The organism is Amycolatopsis sp. NPDC039088 (assembly GCF_055598845.1).
The window spans coordinates 58,612-84,000 of record NZ_JBVKAE010000031.1; the positions used below are offsets into that span (position 1 = coordinate 58,612).

General features: G+C 66.6%; 14 protein-coding genes (1 of these 14 only partly in view). 9 read left to right on the plus strand and 5 right to left on the minus strand.

Annotation, left to right across the window (positions count from 1 at the left end; translation table 11 throughout):
• The 3 genes from ACZ7KI_RS32295 to ACZ7KI_RS32305 form a co-directional block, all read left to right on the plus strand.
• Window positions 1-11,874 carry the final stretch of a scabin-related ADP-ribosyltransferase gene (locus ACZ7KI_RS32295; protein WP_470276815.1) on the plus strand. The gene continues 42,333 nt to the left of window position 1, outside the view, so the window shows 11,874 of its 54,207 coding nt (coding positions 42,334-54,207); its start codon lies off the left edge, out of view; it ends in the stop codon at window positions 11,872-11,874.
• Between the two features lie 112 nt (window positions 11,875-11,986).
• Window positions 11,987-13,084, plus strand: coding sequence for a YrhB domain-containing protein (locus tag ACZ7KI_RS32300; RefSeq protein WP_470276816.1), 1,098 nt, complete (start codon window positions 11,987-11,989; stop codon window positions 13,082-13,084).
• On the plus strand, window positions 13,081-13,731 hold the full coding sequence (locus tag ACZ7KI_RS32305) for a type VII secretion system-associated protein (RefSeq protein ID WP_470276817.1): 651 nt from the start codon (window positions 13,081-13,083) through the stop codon (window positions 13,729-13,731). The genes ACZ7KI_RS32300 and ACZ7KI_RS32305 overlap by 4 nt, the downstream gene beginning before the upstream one ends.
• Before the next feature lie 650 nt (window positions 13,732-14,381).
• Here ACZ7KI_RS32305 and ACZ7KI_RS32310 read toward each other — a convergent pair.
• The gene (locus ACZ7KI_RS32310; protein ID WP_470276818.1) at window positions 14,382-15,014 is read right to left on the minus strand and encodes a TetR/AcrR family transcriptional regulator; all 633 of its coding nucleotides are present in this window, start codon (window positions 15,012-15,014) and stop codon (window positions 14,382-14,384) included.
• Between the two features lie 90 nt (window positions 15,015-15,104).
• On the opposite strand from ACZ7KI_RS32310, the gene ACZ7KI_RS32315 reads away from it, so the two are divergent.
• Both ACZ7KI_RS32315 and ACZ7KI_RS32320 read left to right on the plus strand, forming a co-directional pair.
• On the plus strand, window positions 15,105-16,121 hold the full coding sequence (locus ACZ7KI_RS32315; protein WP_470276819.1) for a lysostaphin resistance A-like protein: 1,017 nt from the start codon (window positions 15,105-15,107) through the stop codon (window positions 16,119-16,121).
• A gap of 275 nt (window positions 16,122-16,396) precedes the next feature.
• Window positions 16,397-17,071, plus strand: a complete 675-nt coding sequence (locus ACZ7KI_RS32320; protein WP_470276820.1) for a response regulator transcription factor — start codon at window positions 16,397-16,399, stop codon at window positions 17,069-17,071.
• A 74-nt stretch (window positions 17,072-17,145) separates the two neighbouring features.
• Here the strand turns inward: ACZ7KI_RS32320 and ACZ7KI_RS32325 are convergent, their stop codons facing one another.
• Complete coding sequence (locus ACZ7KI_RS32325; protein ID WP_470276821.1) at window positions 17,146-18,486, minus strand: Hsp70 family protein; 1,341 nt, start codon at window positions 18,484-18,486, stop codon at window positions 17,146-17,148.
• A 354-nt stretch (window positions 18,487-18,840) separates the two neighbouring features.
• Between ACZ7KI_RS32325 and ACZ7KI_RS32330 the strand changes: the two genes are divergently transcribed.
• Both ACZ7KI_RS32330 and ACZ7KI_RS32335 read left to right on the plus strand, forming a co-directional pair.
• Entirely contained in the window at window positions 18,841-19,353 is a 513-nt protein-coding gene (locus tag ACZ7KI_RS32330) for a cold shock domain-containing protein (protein WP_470276822.1), read from the plus strand.
• 442 nt (window positions 19,354-19,795) lie between these two features.
• Window positions 19,796-20,578, plus strand: a complete 783-nt coding sequence (locus ACZ7KI_RS32335) for a response regulator transcription factor (RefSeq protein ID WP_470276823.1) — start codon at window positions 19,796-19,798, stop codon at window positions 20,576-20,578.
• Between the two features lie 100 nt (window positions 20,579-20,678).
• On the opposite strand, the gene ACZ7KI_RS32340 is transcribed toward ACZ7KI_RS32335, so the two are convergent.
• Both ACZ7KI_RS32340 and ACZ7KI_RS32345 read right to left on the minus strand, forming a co-directional pair.
• The gene (locus tag ACZ7KI_RS32340) at window positions 20,679-21,887 is read right to left on the minus strand and encodes a phthiocerol/phthiodiolone dimycocerosyl transferase family protein (RefSeq protein WP_470276824.1); all 1,209 of its coding nucleotides are present in this window, start codon (window positions 21,885-21,887) and stop codon (window positions 20,679-20,681) included.
• 47 nt (window positions 21,888-21,934) lie between these two features.
• Window positions 21,935-23,560 (minus strand): alpha/beta hydrolase, encoded by a 1,626-nt coding sequence (locus ACZ7KI_RS32345; protein WP_470276825.1) that lies wholly within the window; start codon window positions 23,558-23,560, stop codon window positions 21,935-21,937.
• A gap of 195 nt (window positions 23,561-23,755) precedes the next feature.
• Here ACZ7KI_RS32345 and ACZ7KI_RS32350 point away from each other — a divergent pair, with 195 nt between their 5' ends.
• Both ACZ7KI_RS32350 and ACZ7KI_RS32355 read left to right on the plus strand, forming a co-directional pair.
• A complete protein-coding gene (locus tag ACZ7KI_RS32350) occupies window positions 23,756-24,439 on the plus strand; it encodes a hypothetical protein (RefSeq protein ID WP_470276826.1) in 684 nt (227 codons plus the stop codon).
• Complete coding sequence (locus ACZ7KI_RS32355) at window positions 24,426-24,521, plus strand: alpha/beta hydrolase (RefSeq protein WP_470276827.1); 96 nt, start codon at window positions 24,426-24,428, stop codon at window positions 24,519-24,521. The genes ACZ7KI_RS32350 and ACZ7KI_RS32355 overlap by 14 nt, the downstream gene beginning before the upstream one ends.
• A gap of 118 nt (window positions 24,522-24,639) precedes the next feature.
• On the opposite strand, the gene ACZ7KI_RS32360 is transcribed toward ACZ7KI_RS32355, so the two are convergent.
• Window positions 24,640-25,383, minus strand: a complete 744-nt coding sequence (locus tag ACZ7KI_RS32360; RefSeq protein ID WP_470276828.1) for a helix-turn-helix domain-containing protein — start codon at window positions 25,381-25,383, stop codon at window positions 24,640-24,642.
• Window positions 25,384-25,389 lie beyond the last annotated feature (6 nt).

Here is a 25,389-nt window from a genome sequence, read left to right on the forward strand (position 1 = left end):
TTCGTTGAGCCGACCGGACTGGACAGTGGCCCGATCATCCTCGGTACGGCGTTGTTCCTAGAGTCCTCCCCGCACAAGGGCGCCGGCGTGGTGGGGCAGTGTCGGGTGGGTAAGCCGAGCCCGAATGCCGCGGCGCCGGCCGTGGGGTTCTCGACCACGTGGCACCAGGTCACCGGCGGGGCAGAGTTGTTCGCGGCCACCGACGAAGTCAATGTGGGGTTCGCCGACGCGGTGCGCTGGGTCGTCGGCGATGGGGAGTTCGTCCAGGCCCAGCCGAAGGGCACGGAGCCGCAGGCGCTGGTGCCGCTGTCGGACCTCGCGGCGAGTCGGATCGCACCGTTGACGATCCCGTTCAACCGTGGTGAGAAGACACTGTCGGACAGCGACCTGGAGGACGTTCGGGTTGTCGCGCGGCAGGTCGCGCGCGCCTTCGCGTGGCGCCTTCGGAACAACCTCGACGTGGGCAAGGTGACGATCGTCGGTGTCGGCCGTCTCCTTGGCGGCACGGAGCAGGCGCTGAGCACGGGCAAGGAGCGAGCGGCCAATGTGGACGAGCTGTTCCGGAAGGAGATCGGCGAAGAGATCGAGCGTTTGAACGGGCTCGGCTTCAAGCTCAAGCCCGAGGACATCCTCGTCCACGTCGTCTCCCAGCAGTCGTCTACCAGCACCGAGCCGACGGCGACGATCGACGTGTGGCTTCCGGCGCAGGACCTCGGCGAGGAGGCGGTGGCCAAGGTAGGGGAGGCGGTGGCCAAGGTAGGGGAGGAACGGACGTCCGAAGCGGTCGCCGAACTGGACAAGGCGTTCGCCGCGCTCGCACCCGGACGCGCTGCGGCCGCCCCCGCCGTGGCGCCGGAGGGTGCCGGGCAGGTGACGACGCGCGGGGGGCGGCAGCAGGTTTCCCGTGCGCCGGGAACCGATCCGGAGGGTGACGCCGGACCATCCGGTGCCTCGGGACCGGAGCGGCCGGAATCCCCGGCCGGTCCCGAGGAGGTCTACCAACGGGCGCTCGAACGGCTGGCAGACGCGGGACTCGCGCCGGACCGTGCCGGGTCGCTTCTGGGCCCGCTGGGTTCGACGCCGTTGCCGTGGCGTATTTCGACCGTGGAGACCGTGGCAACGGCGTTGGACCAGATTGGTTCGTCCCCCTCCACCTGGACCGCCGAGAACGAGGCCGTTCTGGGGGCGGCGAGGGAAGAGATCGATCGTAAGTTCCGGAACGAGATCGCGCCGGAGACCAAGGAAGTGCTGGCGGCCCTGAATTGGAGGCAGGGCGAGGCGGTGCTGACGGTCGCGGCGTACGCGTTGGCCGTTCGCCGGGATGACTCGGTGGCGCGGCCGGTACTGACGGTGCTGGAGAAGCTCCGGTTGAGCGACGCGGTGCCCGGTCTGGTGGAACTTCTCGGTGGTCCGCCGCCCACGGCGGGGGCGTTGGTCGACGGCATCGTGGCCGGTGTGGTGCCGGGCTTTTCACCGGAGGAGCTGCTGTCGGTTGTCAGTGTCGACAGGTCGCTGAGGAATCGCCCCGTTCAACGTGAGGCGGCCCTTTACGCGGTTGGCCAATTGTTGCGTGGTCCGGAGCGTTCGCTTGCCCTGGTTTTGGAGACGGTGAAGGCGATCGCGCGCGGGTTGCGGATGCAGCTGAGGAATGCGGGTGGGTTCGATCCGCCGGTCGCTGAAGGTGGGCCGGGTCTCGGGCGGTTGAAGAGTGCGAAGAACGTTTACGCCGCAGCGCTGGCGGTCCCGGAGAGTGAACGGCCAGACATTGACGCCTTGCGGGCCGCACATCAGATCGTGACCAGGACCAACTATTTCGAATCCTTCCTTCCTACCGTGACGGAGGTGAAGGACGACGACCCGGTGGGGCCGGCGCATCCGTACAACTCGATGTTGTTACTGGTTGCCATGCAGCGCGGTGAGACTCCGCAGGAGCGGGAGGCTCGGCAGGAGCGGTTCGCAGCGGAGTTGGGCCGGATCATGGGCACCGAACGCCCGGCCTATGTGGTGCGAACCATGGCAGGTCAAGCTCGGAACAGCAGGTCGAGTGAAGACATCTCCGACGCGGATTTGCGGGCAGCGCCGTCCGGGGGCGTGGACGGGGTGGCGGCCAAACGGATGCCGGTTCGGCTTCCGCACCGGGATGCTGACAGTAATCCCCTGAGCAGGGATGTCGCGACCCAGGACATGGTGCCTTCCGCGGCGGATCTCGAGCTGGTCAAGCTTCTCCAGGGCGGCGCTCACGATGACGCTCGTGCCTCCCTCAAGGCTGAGGTGGAGAAGGCTGGTCCGGATTCCCGGGCACAAGAGGATCTGGACATCTTCGAAACGCTCAGTGGCCGAACCGATTGGCATGCGGTGGAACCCGAGCACGCGGGCCTGCTGGTGGCGGCCGAGCGAGCCTGGCGGCAGGATCGCGCGAGTCACCGGGCCAGGTTGGTTTCGCGGCTACGGGAGGAGTTTCCGGGTGCCGGATACAGCCGACTGTCCGATGAGGACCTCGACGAGGTCGTTGACAGAATGGTCGCCTATGTCGACGAGATCACGGTCCCGGTCATCAACCGCTGGCTTGCCATCCCCTGGTGGCTTCAGGACCGGGATCTGGTGTTGGACAAGGGCACGCCGGTGGACCGTTTCCTCGCGACGGGAAAGCTGGACAACGTCTGGATGTCTGGCGAGCTCGTGAACTCTCCAGAGTCCAGGCTCACGACCGAAGAGCGGCTGGGGCATCCGCAGGTCGGCCGAACGGTGGGAGAACCCCAGACCAGTGACTGGTGGATCTCGGGCAGCGAGTTCAAGCCAAAACGGCGTGGTCTCTTGCCGCTCTACGCCGCGCAGGTCGACCCACGTTACGAACTCGGCGGTTCCAATCCCGGCGGCTACGGAGCCGTGGCTGTCTTCTTGAAGCACAAGGTGGGGGGCCGGGCGACCTTCACCCCGGCCGATAGCCACAATTTCGTGGACGAGGAGATCGGCGCCTCGGGCGTCACCGGCCCCGGCGGGGTGGAGTCGGTGTTGGCGCGTACCGGTTCAGAACGGCTGCGGTGGTTCGCTGCCTTCGCGACGAACCTGGACCATGATCCGGATCTGGCCGAGGATCTGGTTGACGGTCCTCTTCCGGAACTCCCCTATATCGAGCGGCAGATTCTGGGGCCGGTGACCTTCGCCGATGTGGACAAGGTCGTGATCAACTACGCGCGCCCCTCGAATGATGACGCCGATGGCCAGCTGCCGACGAAGGAGCGGGCCCGCGAGATTCAGAGGGCGCTGAGGAAGCGCGCGCGTGGGGCTGGCTACAGGTTCAAGGTTCACCTGCATCCGGCGGGTACTCCGGCGTGGGCGGCGTTGACCATGCCCGGGTATCCGGCGGTGTTGCGGTTGGGGCGTGCGCTGGAGAAGTTGGAGGGGCACTGGGGGTTCTGGGGGTTTGGGTTGCCGGTGCTGGGTGTGCTTCGTTCGGAGGTTGCTCAGCGTTTCGGCGTCAATCCGGAGGCAGTCACCGTCGAGCAGGTGCAGACGTTCGTGCGCGAGTTGGGTGCGCCGGACGTGTTGACGGTGCTGGATCGGGTGGTGGCGGACGCGGGTCATGATCTCGACCTGGCCAAGGCTCGCCTGCGTTCGTTGGAGCCGTTTGCGCCGGTGTGGGATTTCCAGACCCTGGAGAGCGTGGCCACGGAACTGCGTCTGCGTCGTAATTTCTGGATTCCGGATGAGTGGTCTGTGGGTTTCCCTGGAATTCGCCCCGAGTCCGCGGAGTTCCTGGCGAGGTTGAGCCAATCGCAGTACGACGATGTCGCGTACGTTGTCGCGTTTGCGCACAAGATGCGACACGACGTGGTGTTGCGCGAGATGGGTGCCCCGGATTTGGGCTGGCTGGATGGCGTGGACGAACGCCGTGTAGTGAACTTCCTATTGGGTTCTCCGGCCCCGGCTGGAACGCGAGTGCCGGTGGGAACGCTGGTGGATGCGATCGTGGCCGACTTGCGAGGTCAGTCGGATTCGGACTCCGTCCAGGACGGTGATTCCGGTGCGGGGGAGGATGGGGCCGGGTATCAGTTTGATGAGGAGTTGGCTCCGCCGAGGTGGAGGTGGAGTCTTTCGTCGGTGGAGGAGGCGGCGGGGGAGTTGCGCGACTTCGGTTCGCGCGTTCTTAGTGAGGTTGCTGGGGCCGTAAATGCTGTGGCGTCGGCGCGGACCGCGGTTGATGACGCGTTCCGGAACGAGGCTAATGAGATCGAGCCGGGGACTAAGGAAGTGCTGGGGGGTCTGGCCGAGGGGCAGATCGAGGCCGTGTTGACGGTTGCCGCTTACGGTGCAGTGGCTCGTGGCGGTGATGAGGTGGCGAGGAACGTGGCGAGGCGTCTGACGCTGGATGACGAGTATTCTGCCGCGACGAGGTTGCTCGGTGGTTTGCCGGTGACGGCGGCGGAGATGCTCGACAGCATCGTGGCCGATGTGGTGCGGTCGCTTCCGCCGGAAGACGTGCTGGGGCTTGTTGCTGATGATGTCGGTTCGTTGTCGGTGCGCCCTGCCCATTACAAGGCTGCTGTGCTCGATGCGGTCGGTCTGCTGCGGGACGATCTGGACCGGCCTGTCACCGTGTTGTTGTGGACGGTCAAGGCGATCGCACATAGGCTGGGGATGCCGTTGCGGGATCCGGATTTGTTCAAATCTCCTGGTGTCGAACGCCCATCGGGCTCCGAGGAATTATTGACGAGCCCGGAGGCCGTGTTCGCCGCATCGGAGGCGGCGCCGAAGCCGGACCATAATGCTTTGCAGACCGCGCAGCGGATTGTGTTCAAGACCAATCTCTTCGACCCGGATGTCGATCCGGCGCGGGTGGATGTGGATGCGCCGGTGGGGCGGGAGCATCCGTACAACTCTGTGTCGCGACTGGTGGCTGCGCAGTGGGCGAACACCGGTTGGAACGAGAAACGGCTCACTGAGTTCGCGGCGGAACTGGGGCGGGTCCTCGGTACTGAGCGACCGTTGTATGTGGCGCAGACCATGACCGAGAAGCTCCGTGGCGGGGCCCCGCGCGTGCCCAGGACCGTCGGGGAGATCAACACTGAAGCCGGCCTGGCGGCCGAAACCGTGCCGGCCCCGGAGGTACTCCGCAGCAGGGACGCCGCAGACGAAGCGCACCAGCGCGCGCTCGGCGAGCTGGACACCGCCCGCGCGAAGCTGGAAGAGGCGACCCGGCGGCGGGATGAGTCCACCCGGTCACGAGACGAGGCGAGCGACCAGCTCACCGAGGCCGCCGGCACCGTGCTGACCCAGCCGGATCGGCTCGGTGTCCCCCTGGAAGCCCTCGAGCTCGAAGTCAGGGCCACGCGATTCGCGGAGGCCGAACAACGCCTTGACGACGCGGAAGCGAAGGTCGCCGAGGACGAACGAACTCTTGCTGAAGCCCTCGCGGAGTACGACGCGGTCACGAAGGTCCGGACGTACGCGGACACGCACATCCAGGTCTGGGAGAAGACGGCGCTCGCCAAGGGGCTGTTGAGCCTCGGTGACGTAATGAAGCTCAACAACAAGCTTCCGCAGGAGGGCGAGACGACGCTGAGCAGTCGCGTCGCCCCCCACAAGAACGGCAGCACGCAGTACGTGGCGGGCGAGGAACCACCGGCCATGCCGGAACCGCCGCCGGGCGCGCCGCGAGGACGGACCCACTACGTCGGGCGTGGCGTCCCGCTGGCGGACGTGCTGAAGTTCGTGAACTCGCTTCTCGACGACATGCGGCCGTCCACGTATCTGGTGCATCCGGACAACGCCTTCGGGGCCGCGGCGATCCGGCAGGGACTCGTCGACCTGCCGACGATCCCGGAACTGCCCGAGCCGGCGGCAGAAACGTCCTTTGTGGATCGCGGTGTCGCTTCGCTGGAATCCGTGGTCGGGCGGGTGGATGTGGCCGATCTGGAAATCACTCCGCTGGTGCATGGCGACAATTCCTCGGCGGGGGTGTTCTTCGGAAGCGGCAAGGACGTCGAGACCATCAAGGCCGCGTTCAGGTCGGGCGCTGGGCGTCGGGACGCGTTCACGGTGGTGGGTAAGCACGACGCTGATGGGGTCGCGATTCCGCGGAAGTCTGGTGGCCTGCCGTTGCGGGTGGACGTGTCGGGGCTGGTGCAGGTGCTGGCGTCGGCAAGTCTGCCGAAGGGGCCGGACGGAAAGGACTGGCGGCAGGCGAAGAACGTGGTGCTCCTGGGCTGCGATGTGTCTGCTCGGCTGGGCGCGTTGGAGTCGTTGTTGCGGGGGCAGGGTTTCCAGGGCCGCGTGATGGGGCCGGACTCCAAGGTTGTGGTGTACGAGTCCGGTGCGGTGGTGTACGAGAACGGTGGGCGGTTGCTCCGGCTGGAGGGATCGGAAGTGGCGCCCGAGGACGGGCAGGCTGGGATCGAGCCGAGTGGCCGTTCGGTCCGGCTGGACCCCGATTCCGATACCGATTCCGCTGCCGATGTGGACATGGTCGACGCGAAGTCCGATGCGGACGTCGGTGAACAGCTGCCCGGCATGAGTCGCGCGGACCGACTCCGGGTGTTCAAGCCGCTCGCGACCGTGCTGGACAAAGCGCTCGACGCCCTACCGAACAACGGCCTACGGAAAGCGATCCGGGACGTCAGGCTGGCCGTTGGCAGGGAGATCCTCGAGAGAGTGCCGCCGGGCCGGGAGGACCTGCTCGCCGCCGCGAAGTTCGTCACTACCTGGCAGGGAACTGTCGAGGCGGCCATCGCGAAGATCCCGCGGTTGTCCGGGCGAGCGGCGCTAAGCGCCCTTGTCGAGGCAATGACTCTGCTCGACCGGGTGGAACTCGACCGGGCGGAACCCGGCCAGCCGAAGCAGGCGGCCGCGCTGGCGGCCGTGCTGAAGAATCAGCTGATCAACGTACTCACGGCGGATCTCGGCGGCAACGCCTACCGGATCGAGGACGGCGACGGCCTCCGCGTGAATGTGAGTGCGGCTACGCGCAACATGCGACGGGACCTTTCGGACTTCCACGCGCGTTTCGTGTCAGCTGAGATCACCCAGGAAACGTTGGAGGCGTTCTTCGAGCACCACCCGTGGTGGGGCCGCCGGCCGGACCCGCTGGCCGAAAGGATCTCCGGCGAGGAGTTCGATCCCGATGCCTGGCTCGAGGAGGCCAGACAGCTGCTCCGGCTGCCGAACGACGACATGTTCCTCCCCTTCGTGCCGGAGGACCCGATCCGGGCCAACCTCGCCGTGGCGGAGCACGACGGCTCCGCCGGCCCGGTGCTCGACGACATCGCGAACTTGGTCACGGCACAGGTTGTCAAGGAGGAATGGAAACTCGCGGAGCGGGGCTCGGCGATCAAGCTGGCGCAGACCCTGCGTGCCGACTTCGAGGAACCGCGCGACGCGGGTGAGCTGCCGCTCTTCGAGCTCAAGTACACCGAGGCATTCGAGGTGGCACGTCAGCAGACGCGGGTGCTGCGGGACATGGCCGCCCTGGTCGCGGTGCGGGCCTCGGAGGAACGGCACGGGCAGCGCGCGGAAGGGTCCGCGCAGACCATGGCCGACGAGTTCCGCAAGGTGTTCGCGCGCCTGTACGCCGATCTCGACCGGCCGGGCGAGATCGCGGCCTTCGAGAAGCGATATGCCGAGGACTTCGCTCGCGCGCACGACCAGCTCGACCTCTGGCGCGACGAGGCGACCCGCCTGCTCGGCATCCCGGAAGAGGGGCTGACGAAGAACGCCCTGCTGATCCGCAGGCGGATGGTGAGCGTGCTGTCGGCGCGGCTGCTCGCCTGGGACGGTGCACGTGTGCAGGCCGAGGCTCGCGCTCAGGTGCTCGCGAACGACCTCGGACAGGCGTTGCTGGGCGTGCACGACAAGGCCGGTGACGCGCTGGACCGGTTGGAGGACGAGGCGAAGAAACTCGCGGAGCGCTCGAGCGGGTTGAGGATCCAGCTCGCCGGGGTGCTCGAAAAGTCCGATCTCATCGGTGACATGGTGGACTGGTTCAAAACCGCCGTGGGTGCCGTGCGCGAGCCGATGTTGCTCGAATGGGCAGGCCGTGCGGCCGCGGTCGTGACCATCCTCGGGTACGCGCAGCGGAACGAGGTGCTCGGATCCCGGTCCGTGAAACTCAGGCAACGCGAGGTGGGGGACGCCCTGAGTGCGATGTCCGAAGCGGACGGGGCCACCCTGCGCCGGTGGCAGGACATCGGAAATCGGTACCTCTCCTTCTTGTCCGCGGACAAGAAGGAGAGTCTGTCCTCCCCTAGCGCCCAGAGCAGGTTGAACCTGATGGCGACGGTCGTGGGACACCGGTTCGCCGAACACGCGCAGCACAAGATCGTCGTTGGCACGGCGGCCCGGATGCGGGAGGAGTTCGAGGCTCTGCGCCGACGGTTCGACCAGCCGGAGTACGTCGCCTGGGCACGGTGGAACCGGGTCTCGACGGATCCGGACCCCGAGATCGAAGCCGAAGACGCCGTTGCCGCCCCTGCCTCGGCCGATGGTGACACCGCCTCTGAAGATGGTGACCAGGCCATTTCGGAGGCCGACGGTTCGGAGGATTCGGACGGTTCGGAAGGTTCGGACGACTCGGATGACTCGGATGACTCGGACGACTTGGACGAACTTGTCGCGATGTCCTCCGGCGACGACGTGATCAGTAGGCGACAGCTGCGGACCGCCGAGCTGATGCTGGGGCCGTTGCGGGAACCCGGTGATCTGGCGCCGGCGGCGGCGCGGGCAGCCGCCGACGAGCGTGCCCGCGAATACCAGCAGCTGGTCGAGATGTTGGCTCATGCGCTGCCGGACGTGAAACCTGGTGTTTTCCACGCCCGCGGCCGCGAGGACGCGTGGTACGAAACCGCGGAGGCGCGCCGGGAGTTCCAGCGATTGGCCAACTCCGACGGCGTCGCGCGCGTGCACGCCGACGTGCCGTTCGACTCCGCGCTCGACCGGCTGTGGGCTTCCTCGGCGAATGGTCTCGAGGGCAAGGTCGCCGACTTCCGTGCCTATCTGAGCACTCACGAAGCGTTGTTCGGGGCTCACTTGCCGGAGAACCCCACGGAGGCCGAAAGGGACAGTGCCCAACGGGAAGCGATCGGCAAGATGGGGGTGCTGCCGGACTCCCGTTCAGGGCTCGGTCTGGCTTCGGTGGAGCTGCGCCCGTTGTGGCGGCGGATGAGGGAGTTGCTCACCAACGCGTATCTGGCCAAGTCCGCCGCCCAGCGGATGCGTCAGCAGCTTGGGCAGCTCGCTCCCGGCGAGCAGCTGACGCTGGAGAGGGCGAGGGAGAGGGCGAAGGCTTCGTACACGGCCAACATGCTCAGCATCCGCACCGAGGAGCTGGGCACCACGATGCTCGACCGCTTCCGGGAGTTGCGGCATTACGACGAGCTGGACCAGCGGCGCACGCATTTCAAAAAGACGTACTCCGACAAGATCACCGAGAGCTACACCAAACTCGTCGCCACTGCGACCCTCGAGGCCTCGGCGAACCCCGATGCCTCGGCTGACATTGAGGCCACCTCGGACATTGAGGCCACCTCGGACATTGAGGCCACCTCGGACTCCGACGCCACCTCGGACTCCGACACCACCTCGGACATCGAGGCATCCGCGAACCTCGTGGCCTCTTCGCGCCTCGTGGCCTCCGCGCGCACTCTGGCCAATGTCATGCTCGGCGAGTCCGCGCCGGATCCCCGCCTGCCCGGCGGCCGGTCACTTTCCGGCAAGCAGCGGGAGAAGCTGCGCGAAGATCTCGTGACTGTCCTGGCCGCCGGACTGATCAGTGTCATGGAGCCCAACGCCATCCGGACGCCTGATCTGCTCGACCCCCACCGAATGTGGAGCGTGTGGAGTGACACCGAGAACATCCGTACCCACGCGGACCTCCTGGTCAACTGGACCCCGCACGGCCAGCTTCCGGCGCCCGACGGGATCGGCTTCCGGGCGTCCGAGGACCAGGCTTATCGCCGGTACGCCGACGCGGCCGACCCCTACCGGCTGGCCGTCGCGCTGCGGTGGTTCCACGAGCACTGGAGGGACAGGTTCCACCGGGCAGCCGCCCACCTGACTCCTCCACTGCCCACCTCCGTGGGCGAGAACATGCGCGGGCGCGAGGCGCGCGCTACCCACGAGGCGACGCTGGCGGCCGAGAACCGCGATGCTCTGGAGCCGGTTCTCGCGGAGCAGAACCGGGAAGCCGCGACCAAAGTGTTGACGGTTCACACTGACGAGCCCAGTAGGGAAATGTTGGATCTCATTCAGCTGACCGGTGCCGCTTGGCGGCTCTTGAGTGCGCGGCGGACGCTCACCCTCGAAGCGAAGGACGAACTGGTGCTGGCCATGAGGGCTCTGTGGGGGAACGTGATGGCGCGAGAGGCGAACGGGGAAGAGGAACTGAACGCGCACCTCGCCGACGGGTACCGGGAACTGGAGGCGCTGCTGGAACTGCACGATCCCGGACTGCTTGATCTCGTCCGGGATTCGCTAGCCTGGCGCCGGACGGAGCCCGGTCCGGACGCCAGGGCGCGGTTGGTGGACCTGGCACAGTTGATGGGTGCCGCGTTGCGGGGACAGGCTCACGACCCGGAGTTCGAGCAGTCCATTCGGGATCTCTGGAGTCGGGCGGCCTCGGTAGAGCGGCAGTCGGATAAGCAGATCGGCCAGCTGTACGCGACGATGGAGCAGATCGTCTCGACGAGGAGCGCCGCTTTCCTGGCCGGGGTCCGGGATCGGCTGCCATGGGGGCCGCTCGAGAAGGAGGCCCGCGACCTGCTGGATTTGCCGGAGCCGAGCGAGGTGCCGCAGGAGCTGCAACCGGCGGGCTCGGCCGGCTGGTTGACGAGTCACCTCGCCCGCCAGCTCTACGACAACGCGCTCACGCTCATCGCCCACGATCTCCGGTTCGGAGTCGGCGGCCTCAATGAGACCGTGACGGAGCTGCGACAGGGCCTCGGCATGACCGAAGTGGGCGCGCACGCGAGCGTCGCGGGGCTCGAGGATCTCCTGGGCTGGTACACGCTCGACAACCCGGAGCGGGTGGGCGACGTCGATCCGGCCGTCGACCGAGGCAGCCCCCCTCCGTCATACTCGGCCTTCGCGGGCCAACCCATGTACCAGGCCCGAGAGGATTCGCGTGCACACGAGACCACGAGTGACGTCGAATGGCAGGGCGAGCAGGGCCGCACCAAGGTGGCGAAGCACGCCGACGAGCTGAAGAAGCTGTCCAGTGCGACGGCGGAGGAGTTCCGGTTGCGGGTGCTGCGCTGGCTCGATCCGCCAATGGGCCTCAACCGCGAGCAGCTGGCGGCACGCCTTCCCGGTAGCCAGGTGTTGCTGAGTGCGTTGGCGCACCAGGCTTATCTCGACCGGCTGCTGGCGGATCCGTTCGCGAACGTGGCCCGGCTCGCGCAGAAGGCCAGGGAGACGGGGCTGGAATTCGAACTGGCCGACGTGGCCGCCGGCCACGTCGGTGAGCGGCCCGACCGGGCACAGGCCGCCTTGCGGCGGCTGTACGACACGGCGTCGTACCTCGCGGTCCCCTTCACTGACTTGCCGAGCATCGATGCCGTGATCGAGTCGGGGCGCGACGCGGCCAGCGACCTGTCCGGATTACCGCCCAACGTCAGGAACGCGCTGCTCGATCGTGCCGGACAGCTTCTCGACCAGCGTCTCGGTAGCTCCGTGGGGTCGCTCGGTGAGGCCGCTGCGAACGCGCAAGCGGTGGTGGCGTACGAACTGTTTCGCGCAGGACGGATGGGGCCGATCCTGAGCGGCGGCGTCCTCAGCGGCTATGAGCGCCTGGCTGTACGGGCGGCCGATGCGATCGGGCTCCTGGTCCGGCAGCCGAGTGCCGAGGACGATGCGACGGACCCCGGCGAGCCGAGCGGATCGTGAGCCGCGGCGTCGGCGGGATGGGGCACGAGCGTAGGGACTTCCTATTCGATCGGGCAATGTCGGCCACGGGACACCGCCGGGCAACGGATACTCGTACACGTGAGGAAGGATCATGACTGACCTCGCCGGGCGAGCGCGGGCCTGGCTGGATCGCACCTACGGCGGCTACGCGAAGGTCCGTGAACCGATGCTGGCGGCCACGATCTGCGTGCCGCGGGATGGCCGGGAGCCGTTCCCCGTCGCCAACGCCGAACCGCTGGACGAGAACGTCAACCTGGACTTCGCGCCCGGTGACAGCGAACCGTGGCGGTGGTGGGACAACGCATGCAACTGCGTCGTCGCCATGGACGCCGCGCTCGACGGCCGGCCGGCTTCGGCGGGTCCGTGGCAGTCCGCCGACGAGGAACCGGGATGGTGGGACCGGATGCTGTCCCAGCACTTTCCCTCCGCCGAGGTGGCGGTGTGCGACTCCTGGTGGCAGGTGCTCGAGGGCGGCGCGGGCACTCGCGGCGTGGTGTGGTTGCGGCGGCGGCTCGACGGCAGGGCACTGACCGGGCACCTGCTGTACGCCCGGTACGACGAGGAGTCCGGGCAGGCGGTCGCCGCCGACTTCCCGGCCGCGGTGGCGAAGGCACGTGGCTGGCTCGACGCTGTGTACGGAGGACAGGTCGAGCTCGTCGCGCCGACCCTGGACGACGAGACCTGGCGTGGCTGGTTGTTTCCCTGTACCACGACGAGGTTTCGGGAGACTGGCGACTGGCGGCACCAGATGCTCGATGCCGCGCTGCTGGTGCCGAAGGCGCCTGGTGGGGCCCCATTCCGGCTGCCGAACCGAGATCCCTGGACCTGGTTGGAGCAGTGGGATCGCGGTGTCACCGGTCTGCCCGCGCCACCCGAGACCGAACCGGGCCCGCCGGAATGGTTCGGCTCGCTGACCGAGCAGATCGATGAACTGAGCGAAGATCGACCATACGCGCACTGGGCCGCGGCGCTGCCCGTCGACTCGTTCGCGCTGCTCTGGTTGCGCCGCAACGACATTCAGGGCCGGGAGACGGTCGGTCACCTGCTGTGGGCCGCCAACAGGGGCGAAGTGGTCGAGGTGTTCGACCCCACCGTGAAAGGCCAGGCCCCACTCGCCGACGTCGACGCGTTCGAAGTACGCGTGTTCCCTGCGCACACCCCACGAGGCGGCACGAGAAAGGCATCATGATGGCCACCACGAGCACGACAACCGAGGACACGGAGACTGAAGGCCCGCTGGAGAACTGGTTCCTGCTGATGGATCCACAGTGGAGCCCGAAGTCCGAGAACGAGGCCCCTCCGCTCGAGGCGGTCGTGGGTCTGTGGCCCGTCGAGGACGAGGGCAGGATCGGCAAGTTCCGGGCGAACCCGGACTACGTGCCGACCGACGAGAATTCGCCGTCCGATCCGTTCGACGCGGTGCTGCGGCTGGTTTTGCTGGGTCGCGCGGGAATCGAGCAGATCCAGCTACTGGCGCGCGAGACGCTTTTCGATATCGCGATGAACGGGGACGGCAGGCCGTTGATCACGAAGTCTCCCGACGACATCCTGTGCGTCGTCGTGGCGACCGGTGAGCCGCACCGCAAGCAGCTCACCGCGCCGGACTGGCGGCGGATCGACCTCGATGAGCTGGTCGAACTGCTCGTCGACGAGGTGGATGTACTCTTCAACGCCGCCGGTCCCGCGGCCGTGCGGCTGACCGGCGACTTCATGCGCGAAACGCTGATGCTGGACGACGACGAGGTCGCCGCGCTCTACGCGAACAGTGGCCAGGATCCGACCGAACTGCGGGTGGTCCCGTGGGAACCGGCGTTGGCGGAGCGTACGGACACCTGAACGCGGTCGTGAGTGGTAATGGCGGTTCTATTCAGAGGTAAGGCAAATATGGCGTGGATCGGCTCGTTGCCGTGAAGGTCCCCTTGCTTACGCTGAAGGTCAATGCCAGGGACTTAAGGGCAGCGGCTTGGCTTGTTTCTGGTGCGCTTGCCCAGCTCGGGAAGCTTTCCCGGTCGTAACGGCCCGATGCGAGCGACAGTCGGCCGCCGACGAGGTGTGGGAAGTCCGTGAAGGCCTCCTTACCTACCTTGAAGGTAGGTAAGGAGGCCTTCACGGACCTAAGGATACGGTCAAACAGTAGCTAAACAGACATTTCTACCTGACTTGCGTCCCTTGTGGACGATCGGGAACGGCGGGTGCCACCCCTTAAGTCCCTCGCATTGACGCTGAAGGTAGCGAAGGGGCCTTCGCTACTTGGCTGCAGTCCTCAGAGACGGGACTCGCGTGCCAGGCTCCCGCACTCGGGTGTTACGCCTCCAAGCACGCGAGATCCGGCTCCAAGCACGCGAGTACGGCGCCACGTCACCCAAGCCACCATCCCGCCCGAACACGCCAAGTTCGCCTTAGCCCTCTATATCCATCATCACCACTCGCGACCCGGTATGGCATGCGGACGGGCGCTCTCTCGACGATCGTTTTCGGAACGATGGTCAGGGTGCTGCGGCAGGGCCTGGGGTCTGGCCGAATGCAGACGTGACGGCGTGGACGGCGAGGCGGAGCGTTTCCGTTTCGGTCTCGATCCGCACCGCCTCGGCCGGCAGAGCGCGTTCCGTCATGAGGCCGGTCATCACGGTCGCGAGGAATCGCGCCCGCTGCTCGATCTCGCCCGCGGGAATCGCGCCTTCCTTGATGAGCGTGTCCAGCCATCGCTCGATGCGATGGCGGCTCATGCGCTCGAGCGCATGGTAGGTGGCCGCCTCATCGTCGGACGGGGTCGATGCCACGTACGCCTCGTACAGGGCGCGCCATTGCTCTCGAGCACGATCGCCGACACCCACTTGCGCGAGGATCAGTCGCAAGCACGCGATAAGGCGCTCGGCCGGCGTCAGTGTGTGATCGTTGATCGGATCGTCGGGAATGTCGACGTCGTAGATCCCGGCGATGACGGTGTCGATGAGGGCACGCTGTGTGGGAAAGAAGTGCCGTAGCGAACCCGTGCTCACCTGAGCGCGTGCGGCGACCGCACGAACACTCAACCGCGCGGTCGGATTCTCACCGAGCATCGTCGCCGCGGCGATCAGAATCTTGTCGCGCGTTCCTGGCTCCGCCGGTCGACTACTCATGTCCGCCCTCCTCGTGACAACTGGCTGTCACAGTGTGATAGCTTACCTCATCGTTGGCTGTCACACTGTACTAGTCGGGGCTCGGAGCCGGTGACCAGCAGCGGCGCTTCCCTGCCGCTGTCGATCGAGTTGGATCGACCACCTCGCCGGCCAGGCTCACGAAAGGAAACAACCATGTCGAACACCACCTCGAACTGGCTCCTCCAGCTCGACGAATCGGTACCGACGCCCCGCGTTCCCCCTGCCGTCGAATACCACCGCGTGTACGCGGGCGAAAAGCGCAGAATCCTCCGCGGCATCCTCGCGATCTTCCTGCTTTTCGCCGGCTTCGTAGGCTTCGCGCGATTGTTCCTGCTCGGCGCGGCCGCCATCGACACACAGATTCTCGGGCGCACCGGCTTCACCCCACTCGTGCAAGCCGCCGGCGCACTGTCCCTCGGCGTGCTGATTCCCTACTGCATGTTGTTGCAACGCGTGCTCTACGGAGTCCCTTTCGGCTCCCTGCACTCCGTGACCGGACGCTTCCGGTACGGCGTCTTCGGTCGATCGCTACTCGCCTTCGGCCCTGGGCTGCTGGTCGTCATCTCCATCGGCTTCTTCCTGACGCCCAGTGACCGGGTTCCGTGGACGACAGCCGACCTCGTGGCGTTCTTCGTGATCGGGATGTTGTTGACACCCTTGGCGGCGGCCGGTGAAGAGTACGGGTTCCGTGGCTTCATGTTCCGTATCGTCGGCGGATGGACCCGCGGTGCACGCTTCGGCGCCGCGATCGGCATCATCTTCCCGACCATCCTGTTCTCACTCATCCACGGCTCGCTCGATCCCTACATCCTTACCTCGTACCTCGTGCTGTTCGGATCACTGGCGATCATCACGTGGCGCACCGGTGGACTCGAGATCGCCGTCGTCCTCCACGTCGTCTACAACGTCACGGCCCTCGTGCTCGGTACGACGCTGCACGTCGATCTCGGCGGTGAACTCAGCAACCGTGGGGCGATAGCAGGCTCCATCGCCAACCTCATTCCGAGCGCCATGCTGGTCCTCATCACCGCCGTCGTCTGGTGGATGACCCGGAAAACCGGCCCCGCGCGCACCCCCGCGAAATGAGAAGGCGACAAGCGCGAAGCGGACCACGAGCGGCGAAGTCGGTTGCCAGCCCGGGTGCCATGACCATCCCGCCGGATGAAGATCAGGTGAAGCAGCGGCGCTCCAGGCGATCCGGTGAACTCGGAACGGGTGACCAGCCGTATCGGGGGTGTGAAGGCGTGGAGCGTTGTAGCGCCGCTCCCGGTTTCGGGAACTCGGGCCACAGGTTGGCGTCCAGCGGCGTCGCCGCGGTGGGCCCGGAGGGTGCCGAGCGCCGTGGCGAGCGGAGATAAGCGATGTCGACAGCAGAGTCCGGTTCGCGGCCCGAGCAGCGCGGTGAGCCCACCGTGGTGAAAGTGGTGGTGTGGGCGTCGGATCCGCTGACTGCCGGTGGGGCGTCCAACATGCTCGCCGATGACGGGCGGGTCGAGGTACTGCCCGAGGGCGAGGTCCATCGGGCCGAGGTGATCGTGGTTGTCGAAGAGCGCGTCGACAGCCGGGTTTTCGCGTCGCTGCGTAAGGTGCGGGCGTCGTCGGAGTCGCCACCGCGATGTGTGATCATCACCGATCAGTTCGACTCCGTGGTGCCGATTTCGGCGATCGAGTGCGGCATGGCCGCGATGTTGCCGCGACGCAGCGTCAACGGTGAGGACATGGTACGGGCGGTCCTCGCGGTGAGTGAGGGCGCGGCGTGCCTGCCACCCCTGGTCCAAGGACGGTTGCTGTCCCACCTCGACCGGATAAGGCGGGACATTCTTGAGCCCCATGGGTTCACTCTGTCCGGGCTGTCCGCCAAGGAACGCGACGTGCTCCGTCTCCTGGCCGACGGGCACAGCACCGCGGAGATCGGCCGGCAACTCGCCTACTCGCCCAGCACCGTGAAAAGCGTTCTCTACAGCCTGATGAAACGACATGGCCTCGCCACCCGGGCTCATGCTGTCGCCTTCGCGTTGCGAACCGGCGCGATCTGACCTCAGGGGGCGAAGACGACACCGGTCACCATCGAAGCGACCGACGCCATCCACCGGCCCTGTTCGCGCGCCCATTAACTCGTTGTGAGGACCACGACGAGCGCCACGATCGCCACAATCGCGACGACCGTCGCCGTGCCCGCGACCAACCATGCCGTGCGTTCGGAATTCCACTCCGTGGACGCCGTCGGAAGCGGCGTTGGGGAAGTGGAGGGGGCGTACAGCGGTGCATTGGGCTGAGCGGCTACCAGCGACGGGCGGGGAGCGGAGTCCGGCGGCGGCGCGACCGGTCGTTGCTCCTGGGCGTACCGGTGGTTCGGGAGTGCGGCCGACGCTGTCTGTGCCCGCGGCCGCGCCGCAGGGCGAGGCGCGAGTGTGGTGACGGCAGCAGCGGCGCCGAGTGCGACGGTGTGCTTGGGGTGGAGCGATGCCCTGATGGGCTTGTCGAAATGCTGTGCGAGGGTCTGGTGGATGAACGGGATGCGGCTGGACCCGCCCGCGAGCAGGACAGCTGAGACGTCGTTGGCGGTCAGGCCTGCGCTGCCGATGGCGCGGTGGAGAGCCGCGGTGGTGAGCCCGACGGTGGGCTCGATGATCGCGTTGAGGTCGAGGCGGGAAACCTGGATCTGTTGCTCGCCGGAGGGGAGCGGGATGGTGAGAGTGACGTCGGGCTCGATCGAGAGTTGTTCCTTGGCGCCGGTGACGAGGTGCCGGATGCCGGTGAGGGCTGCGGCGTCGGCGGGCGCTTCGAGATCGAGGGCGCTGATGGCGCCGTCGAGTTTGTCATCGATGTGCGCCAACAGGCTGTAATCGAAGTCGATGCCGCCCGCGTGCTCGATGCCCTCCGGTGTGCCGACGATCTCCATGCCTTGCGGGGTGACGCGGAGGATCGTGGAGTCGAAGGTGCCGCCGCCGAGGTCGTAGACGGCGATGATCTCGCCGTTGCCGAGCCGGCGCTCGTTGGTGTAGTGCGTCGCGGCGGCCTCGGGCTCGGTGATGAGGGTGTAGTCGTCGAGGCCGGCGAGGCGGGGGACCTCGGCGAAGCGTTCGCGGCGGTACGGGCCCCAGATGGCGGGACAGGTGAGGGCGATGGTGTCCGGCGGAGCGCCCTGGGTGGTGGTGACGTGGGTGAGCACGTCGCGGAGTTGCGCGGCCATCAGGGCTGCGGCGGTATGAGAGGTATCGCCGAGCTTGAGATTGGTGGGGTCACCGAGGCGCCGTTTGAAGCCACGGACCGCGCCGGCGTGTGCCACGGCGGCCGACCCGGTGACCAGAGTGCCGCCCGGCCCCGGCGCGGCGATGGACGGCACGACGATGTCCGGGGACAGCGGTACCATCCGCAGCCCGGCCGCGGTCGCGACCGCGGCCGCGGTGAACGACGTTCCGAGGTCGATACCGACGCCATACGACACCACGCACGTTCCTTTCCGGCGACCAGTCGACACGGCTGCACGCCGACGCGGCGAGCGTAGCGCGGACTCGCGATGTCGTCGCACTTATGCTGGGGGCACTGCCCTTTCGGTGGCGACATCGGTCCATACGGGACACCGTCAGCCCGAGATCTCACTGAAGAACCCGACAGCGCAGCCTTGCACGTTCGGGCCACGCCCACTCCGTACCGCACGACACCTCTTGTGGTTCGTCGCCCTTGCTCTCTTCGATCTCGTTCCATGTCGAACGTCTTCACGAACAGTCCATGACCGTTCGGATGATTCCGGCTGGCTGAAAGTACCTCGCATGACGCGACGTGTGAGTCATCCGGGGAGTCCGTGAAACAATCCGGCCAGCGCGGATTGCGCTTGCCGAAGGTATGCTGGCATGAAGTATCGACTTGGGTGGGTTGGTGGTTTTTTATGGTCGTGAATGGGATCACCGCTGGAAGATTGATTCGGTACGACGAGTTGCGCGGCTACGGATTTATCACTCCGGATCAGGGCCTCGAAGACGTCTTCGTTCACGTCAATGATCTTGAAATGGACAAAGCGCTGCTCGCCCCCGGCGTGCGAGTGGAGTTCCAGGTGGACGAAGGAGACCGTGGACTCAAAGCGTCCTGCGTGCGCCTCGCGGACCCCATCCGGGTCGACGAAGCGAAGTCCGGCGTTTCCGCACAAGTGGCCGCGCCGCCGGGCGAGGCGTGCTATATGGTGAAGCGAGACGAGCTCGGCCATGAGGTGACCGAAGTGTTGCTCGCCGCCGTACCAGATCTCGCCGCCAAAGATATTGTGGTGATCAGGGAAAAGATCCTGGATGTCGCGCTCATGCACAACTGGATCGAATCGTGATCCGCTGGACTGAAATTCGCCGAACCTCCGAACAAGACACTGTCGGCCCCGGCGCATCAGCAGCGGTGACGCACCAGGTTGCCGACCGCGGCCATCTCGAGAGTAATCGGATTCAGTCCGGAGCGACACGAAGGTGCCTTTGGGGACGAAGGTGCCTTGACCCCGCGTCCATGAAGGAATTGGGATACTCAACGTCCTAATTCCTTCATCGTCAGCCTGCGTCATGACGAATAGTTGCCCGACCTGCAAGATGCCGACTTTGCCGACGGCACCGGAAACGCTTGAAAGCCACCTTCGTGTCCGCCGGGCCGGTCCTCGGACGCGGCGGGAAGGAAACGGTCAGCTGTGCGAACTTTTCGAGGTCGGCGAAAAGATGTCAAGGCTTCGAATCAATGTGCAAAAAGGTACTCTGAGATGTGTCTTGGGGCATAAATTCGGCCTCATGAAGATCGAGTTGCCGATAATTGTGGGGCATGGACGGGTTTTTGCCCATAATCGTAGTATGGATCGCATTCTAGTCTTGGCTGATGGTTCGAGCGCGGAAAATCGACTGGCGATACTGATCAAATCGGTCTACCGGATCGATCGTGTCAGATCGCTGAACGACGCGAAGTCGGCTGTTCGCGGCAGTGAGCATGCCGCCGTGATTTTGAGTATGGAGGTTTCCAGTCTTACCAGCACTATCGCGGTGATAGAGGAACTGCTCTCGGCTCGGTCGGTGCCGATCCTGGTGCTCACCGTTCACCAGAACGAGGCAGATGTCGTGGCAATTTTTCAAGCAGGCGCCGATGAGTGTCTGCCTCCGACCGTCAGCGGAGTGGAGTTTCTGGCCAGGGTCAAAGCGATGGTCCGCCGCCACCGGAACGGTCTTCCGGTGGCGGCAAGGGTTGCCGCCGGGCCCGATATCGTTGTCGGATCTTTGCGGATCAGTCCTGTGGCGAGAACTGTGACCTTGGACGACTGTCCGCTTGAACTTTCCGGACGCGAATTCGACCTCTTGCTCATGCTTGCTCGCCGGCCCGGTCACGTCTTCGGTCGGCTTGATCTCCAAAAGGCGTTATGGGGCGGCCACGCGTACGGGAAATTCAGTGTGAACACCTATACCTCCCGGCTCCGTGAAAAGCTGGGAGAGATGGCGGGGAAGCCACGCTTTTTGCATACCGTCTATGGGGTCGGCCTGAAGTTGCACGCGCCGGACGTCGGTCAGGTGGGCCCTCGTGCGTGATGCCTGTGGTACGCCCACGTTCTACTTCGCGACGTGCACGCTTTCCCTTGCGGCCCTGGGACGGCACGTGATCACTCAGGGCCGCGAGACTATCCCCTCCTCAACCTCGCAGTCGTGTCAGGCGGCTAGCGATGTCGGCGGGTAGACCCTTTGTGTCGCCGTGCGTCGTCAGGACGATTCGTAGCGACCCGGCGTGCGTGACGACGCCGAGGATCCGTTCGTTCCGGACCTGTGTCGTCATCGTCGGCCCCCAGATCGCGGCCGCGGACGGCGTGTTCGGCTCGTAGGTCCCCAGGTTGGTGATCTCCAGGTCGGCGGTGGTGGCGGCGAGCATCGCCGCCTCTGCCTCCACGGCGTCGGCGGGATTGAGCGAGGCCAGCATGAGTGCCGCGTCGCGGGCACCGTCGCGTGCCGTGCGCAGTTGCGCCGTCGCGTCCTGGGCGAGGGACCAAAGCGTGCTGTGCGCGGGTGCCCGCATGACGACAGTCGTCGCCGTGAAGCGGTTCACGACGTCATCACCGAGACCGAGTACCGAGCGGAGGTCGATGGGCACATTGATGCGGATGCTGTCGGCGCCGGTGAGCGCGGTGAGTGCTTGTGCGGCGGCGGCACAGAGTGCGCCTTGGACGGTTGAAGCGTGGGCACGAGCGGTTGAGCGAAGGTGTTCGGTCGTCGCAGGGTCGAGTTCGGCGACCTCGATGCTCGGTGCCGTGGTGTCGAACGGGCGGATCGTGGCGACAGGCGGGTCCGTCGCAGTGCCTGGGGCGTGCTCGACCGGCTGCTCTGCCTGGGGTAGGCGCTCGAGCAGACTCTCCTGGTCGATAGGCGCCGGCCGAGCCGGGAGCGTCTGCCCGTCGAGGATCGCGAGGAGGTCTTGTGCTGCGCGGAGTGCGCCGCGTCCGTCGGCGATCTGGTGGGAGAACGTCAAAAGGACGACGGTTCCACGGTCACCAGGACCGTCGCTCAAGAACGTCGCGCGCGCCAGAGGACTCCCGTTGGCGTCGATGGGACGCGTCTGCTCCTCCGCCGCCGCTTCCCGCCAGTCGCCCGTGCGGGCCGCTCGGACCGGAATGAGCCCGGTCGACCGGCGGAATGCCGGGCGATCGCCGGTGCGGTCGATGCCGACGGCGAGCAGCGGATGCGTTTGCTGCAGCTGCGCGAGCGCGCGCTCCAGCTGCTGTGCCGAGACAGGCGACCTGAGTTCGATGATGAGCGAGAACTGCACTGGGTTGCGACTGATGTAGAGGTCGATGATGCGCTCGAACGCCCCCAGCGGGCGCAGGATCGGGTGTGCTTCAGAGTGGCGCATGCGGTCCTTCCTGTCGTTGTGCTCAGATCGATGATCAGCGGTCCTGGTCAGAGTCGACAGTGCTGGTCTTCCTTGGGGACTTTCAGGTCGATGAGGTAGGTGGCGAAGGCCGCGTTGACGCAGGGGTTGATCCCCTCTTGCGCGACGGTGTGCCGTGCACCTTCGACGGTGAGCACGGTGCCGCCGATCTCGTCGGCCAGGACCTTGCCTGCCGCGTAAGGGGTGGACGGGTCGCCGGTGATGGAGATGATCAAGGTGTCGGGCAGCCCTTTGACGTCCTGCGCGTAGGGAATGCCGAGGCTGGGCTCACCAGGCCAGGATTCGCACGCGTCCCGGCTGCCTCCTTCGACCTTCTCGCCGGTCGCCAGGTACGGGCTGGTCCGGACGATGTCGGCGCGCAGCCGGGCTTCTTCCTCGGGCGTGCGGCGCACCTCGTCGTTGCAGTTGACAGCGAGGTTCGCCTCGGAGAAGTTGGTCCACACGCCTGAGGCGTCCCGGCCGCCGAACAGGTCGCCGACCTCCATGATCTTCGTCCCGTCGCCCTGCTTGAGCTGGGCGAGGCCCTTGATGAGCACCGGCCAGACCTCGGGGTAATACAGGCCGGCGGTGACGCCTCCGGTGGCCTGGTTGAAGTTCAGCGTGCGCCCGTTGCCGGCGGGGACCGGCTTGTCGATCAGCGGCTGGACCAGCTTCTGGAAGGCTTCCGTGGCCTGGGCCGGGTCGGTCCCCAGTGGACAGTCCTTGTCGGTGGCGCAAGCGGCTGCCAGCTTTTCGAAGTTCTGCTGGAAGCCGGCCTGCTGGGTGAGCCGCCGCGGCGGGTTCTCCAGGGTGGGGTCCACCACGCCGTCCAGTACCAGTGCGCGCACATTCTTGGGGAACATCTCGGCGTAGACCGCGCCGAGCCGCGTGCCGTAGCTCTGCCCCGCGTAGGTCAGCTTCTCGTCGCCCAGAGCCGAGCGCAGGATGTCCATGTCCCGGGCGGTGTTACGGGTGCCGACCGCGGCCAGGATCTCCTTCCCGCCCGAGCCCTTCGCGCATCGCTCCGCCAGGCGCCGGGTGTCGTCCTCGCTCCACTTGCCCGACGAGGCCAGCAGTGTGGTCTGGTCCTCGCCGCGATCGCGTTCCTGGTCGGTGAAACAGTTGATCGCGGGCGTCGACGACCCGACCCCGCGCGGATCGAACCCCACCACGTCGAACCGTTGCGGCAGCGGGCTCTTCGCGAACGCGGTACTGAACGTCGTCGCCTGGGTCATGCCCGAACCGCCCGGGCCGCCGGGGTTGAGCACCAGCGAGCCGATGCGTTGACCGGGGTCCCCCTGGGCGGGAAGCCGGAGCACGGCGACCTGAATGGTCTTTCCCTTCGGATCCTGGTAGTCCAGCGGCACATTCAGCCGAGCACACTCGAAAGGCGCGGCGTAGAGCTTCTTCTCCCCCGGTGTGGAGCCGAAGCCCTCACACGAGCCGAACTTCAGCTTCTGCCCGTAGTACGCCGTCAATCCGGCAGGAGACGGCTGCGACTCAGAACCCGCCGAGGTCGGGGTGCTCGTGCAGGCGGCCGTCAACGCGAGTACCGCCGTCGCCCCGACAGCGGCACCGACGCGACCGGTGGTGCGCCGCCGAGTTACCGGTGAGCTGGACCGGTCCACTGGCGGGCCGGAGTCGTACAAGGCCATGGAAGTCTCCGGGATCGATCGTGGGCTAGGTGCGCCTTCGAGGAGACACTCGGCCGTAGCGGCACACTCAACCCCTATCGGTGTGATCTTGTCGACAGCTCGCGGCGCTCCCCGGCGTCCACTTGACTGTGCCCCGAGGGCACAGGTTCGGATGAGAAGAAGGCCAGCTTCTACGGGGCGTCCTACGGCACGGCGTTGGGCGCGGCGTACGTCTCGTTGTTCCCGGACAGCACCGACCGGATCGTGCTGAACAGCAACATCGGCGACACCCACCTCGACCGGGACGGACTGCGCCGGTACGGGCTCGGCATGGAGCAGACGTTCCCCGACTTCGCGAAGTGGGTGGCGGCGCGGCACGACTCCTACGGGCTGGGCCGCACGCCGGAGCAGGTGCGCGAGACCTACTTTCGCATCGCTGAACGGCTCGACCGGACACCGTCGCCCGACGGGATCACCGGTCCCATCTTCCGGCAGCTCACCCTCGGCCTCCTCTTCAACGAGATCCAGTACGGCGCCCGCGCCCAGCTCTGGCAGTCGTTGCTGAACCCCGGCAAGACGCCGGCAGCCGCGACCGCGGGGACGGCAGCGGCACCCAACCCTGGAGACAACGCCCTCACCGTGTTCCTGGCGGTGACCTGCAACGACATCGAGTGGCCCGAGGACGTGGACACCTACCGGCGGAGCGTCGCGCAGGACCGCGAGCGGTACCCGCTGTTCGGCGCGGCCAGCGCCAACATCACCCCGTGCGCCTTCTGGAAGCACGAGCCGTCCGAGCCGCCCGTCGCGATCAACGACAAGGGGCCGCGCAACGTGCTGAGAAGCGCTCCCGGCTGGTCACCGTCGACGGGAGTGGCATGGTGTCTACGTGACCGGTGGTAACGCCTGCGCGCTGAACCTCACCACTTCCTACCTGGTCGACGGCTCCATGCCGGCCGGTGACCAGACCTGCCGGCGGGGCTGACGTCGACCGTGCCCGATCCGGAGTTCGGGCGAGGGGCGCGGAACAGACGTTCCGCGCCCTCGAGGAAACCACCCCGTGCAGGTCGAGGTCCTGCAGCGCTTCGCGACCACAGCCCGGATTACTGAGCTGGATCGTCGTGCGGGCCGGACAGCAGTTGGCTGGTGCGCCGGAGAACGTCCAGCTGCGCGCTGTTGTAGAGCTCCGTCATGGCCTTGCCGACGGCCTGCTTGACGTAGCTCGCACTGTGCCGGGTGCCGGCGTTCGTGATCTTCACTTCAGGATGCTTCGCGTACATCTTGCGTACGTACGGGACCAGGTCCCGGGCCACAGTGGCGCGGGTCTGCTCATCGGCGTCCGCGGAAAGCGTGTCGAACCGTCCGGCTACCGGGTCGGTGATGGGCTCACGCAGCATGTCCGCCCAGGCTCCCAGGGTCTCTGCTCCGAGGACCCGGGTCAGCACGACGATGAATGAGCGGTCGGCGTCCGACATCCTCGCCACGACGTCGGAGTCCACGAAGCCGGGTGGCAGTTCGGCCGGCGTCGGTTGCTGCAGGATGACGCCGAGTTCGACGCGAGCGCGTTGGAGACGTTCGATGGTGGCCGCGAGTTCGGCGTCGAGGGTGCGCAGGGCCTCCGCGGGCTGGTGGTCGGTGTCATCCATGGTCGCGATCTGGGACAGCGAGAACCCGAGGTCCGTCAGGCGCTTGATGCGCAGGATCCGGACAAGGTGAGCCACCCCGTACTGCTTGTAGCCGTTGGCACGCCGCTGTGGTTCCGCCACCAGCCCGATGTCGTGGTAGTGGCGTACCGCTCGCAGTGTGGTGCCGGCGAGTTGAGCGATCTCGCGGGTACTCCAGGTCACTTCACT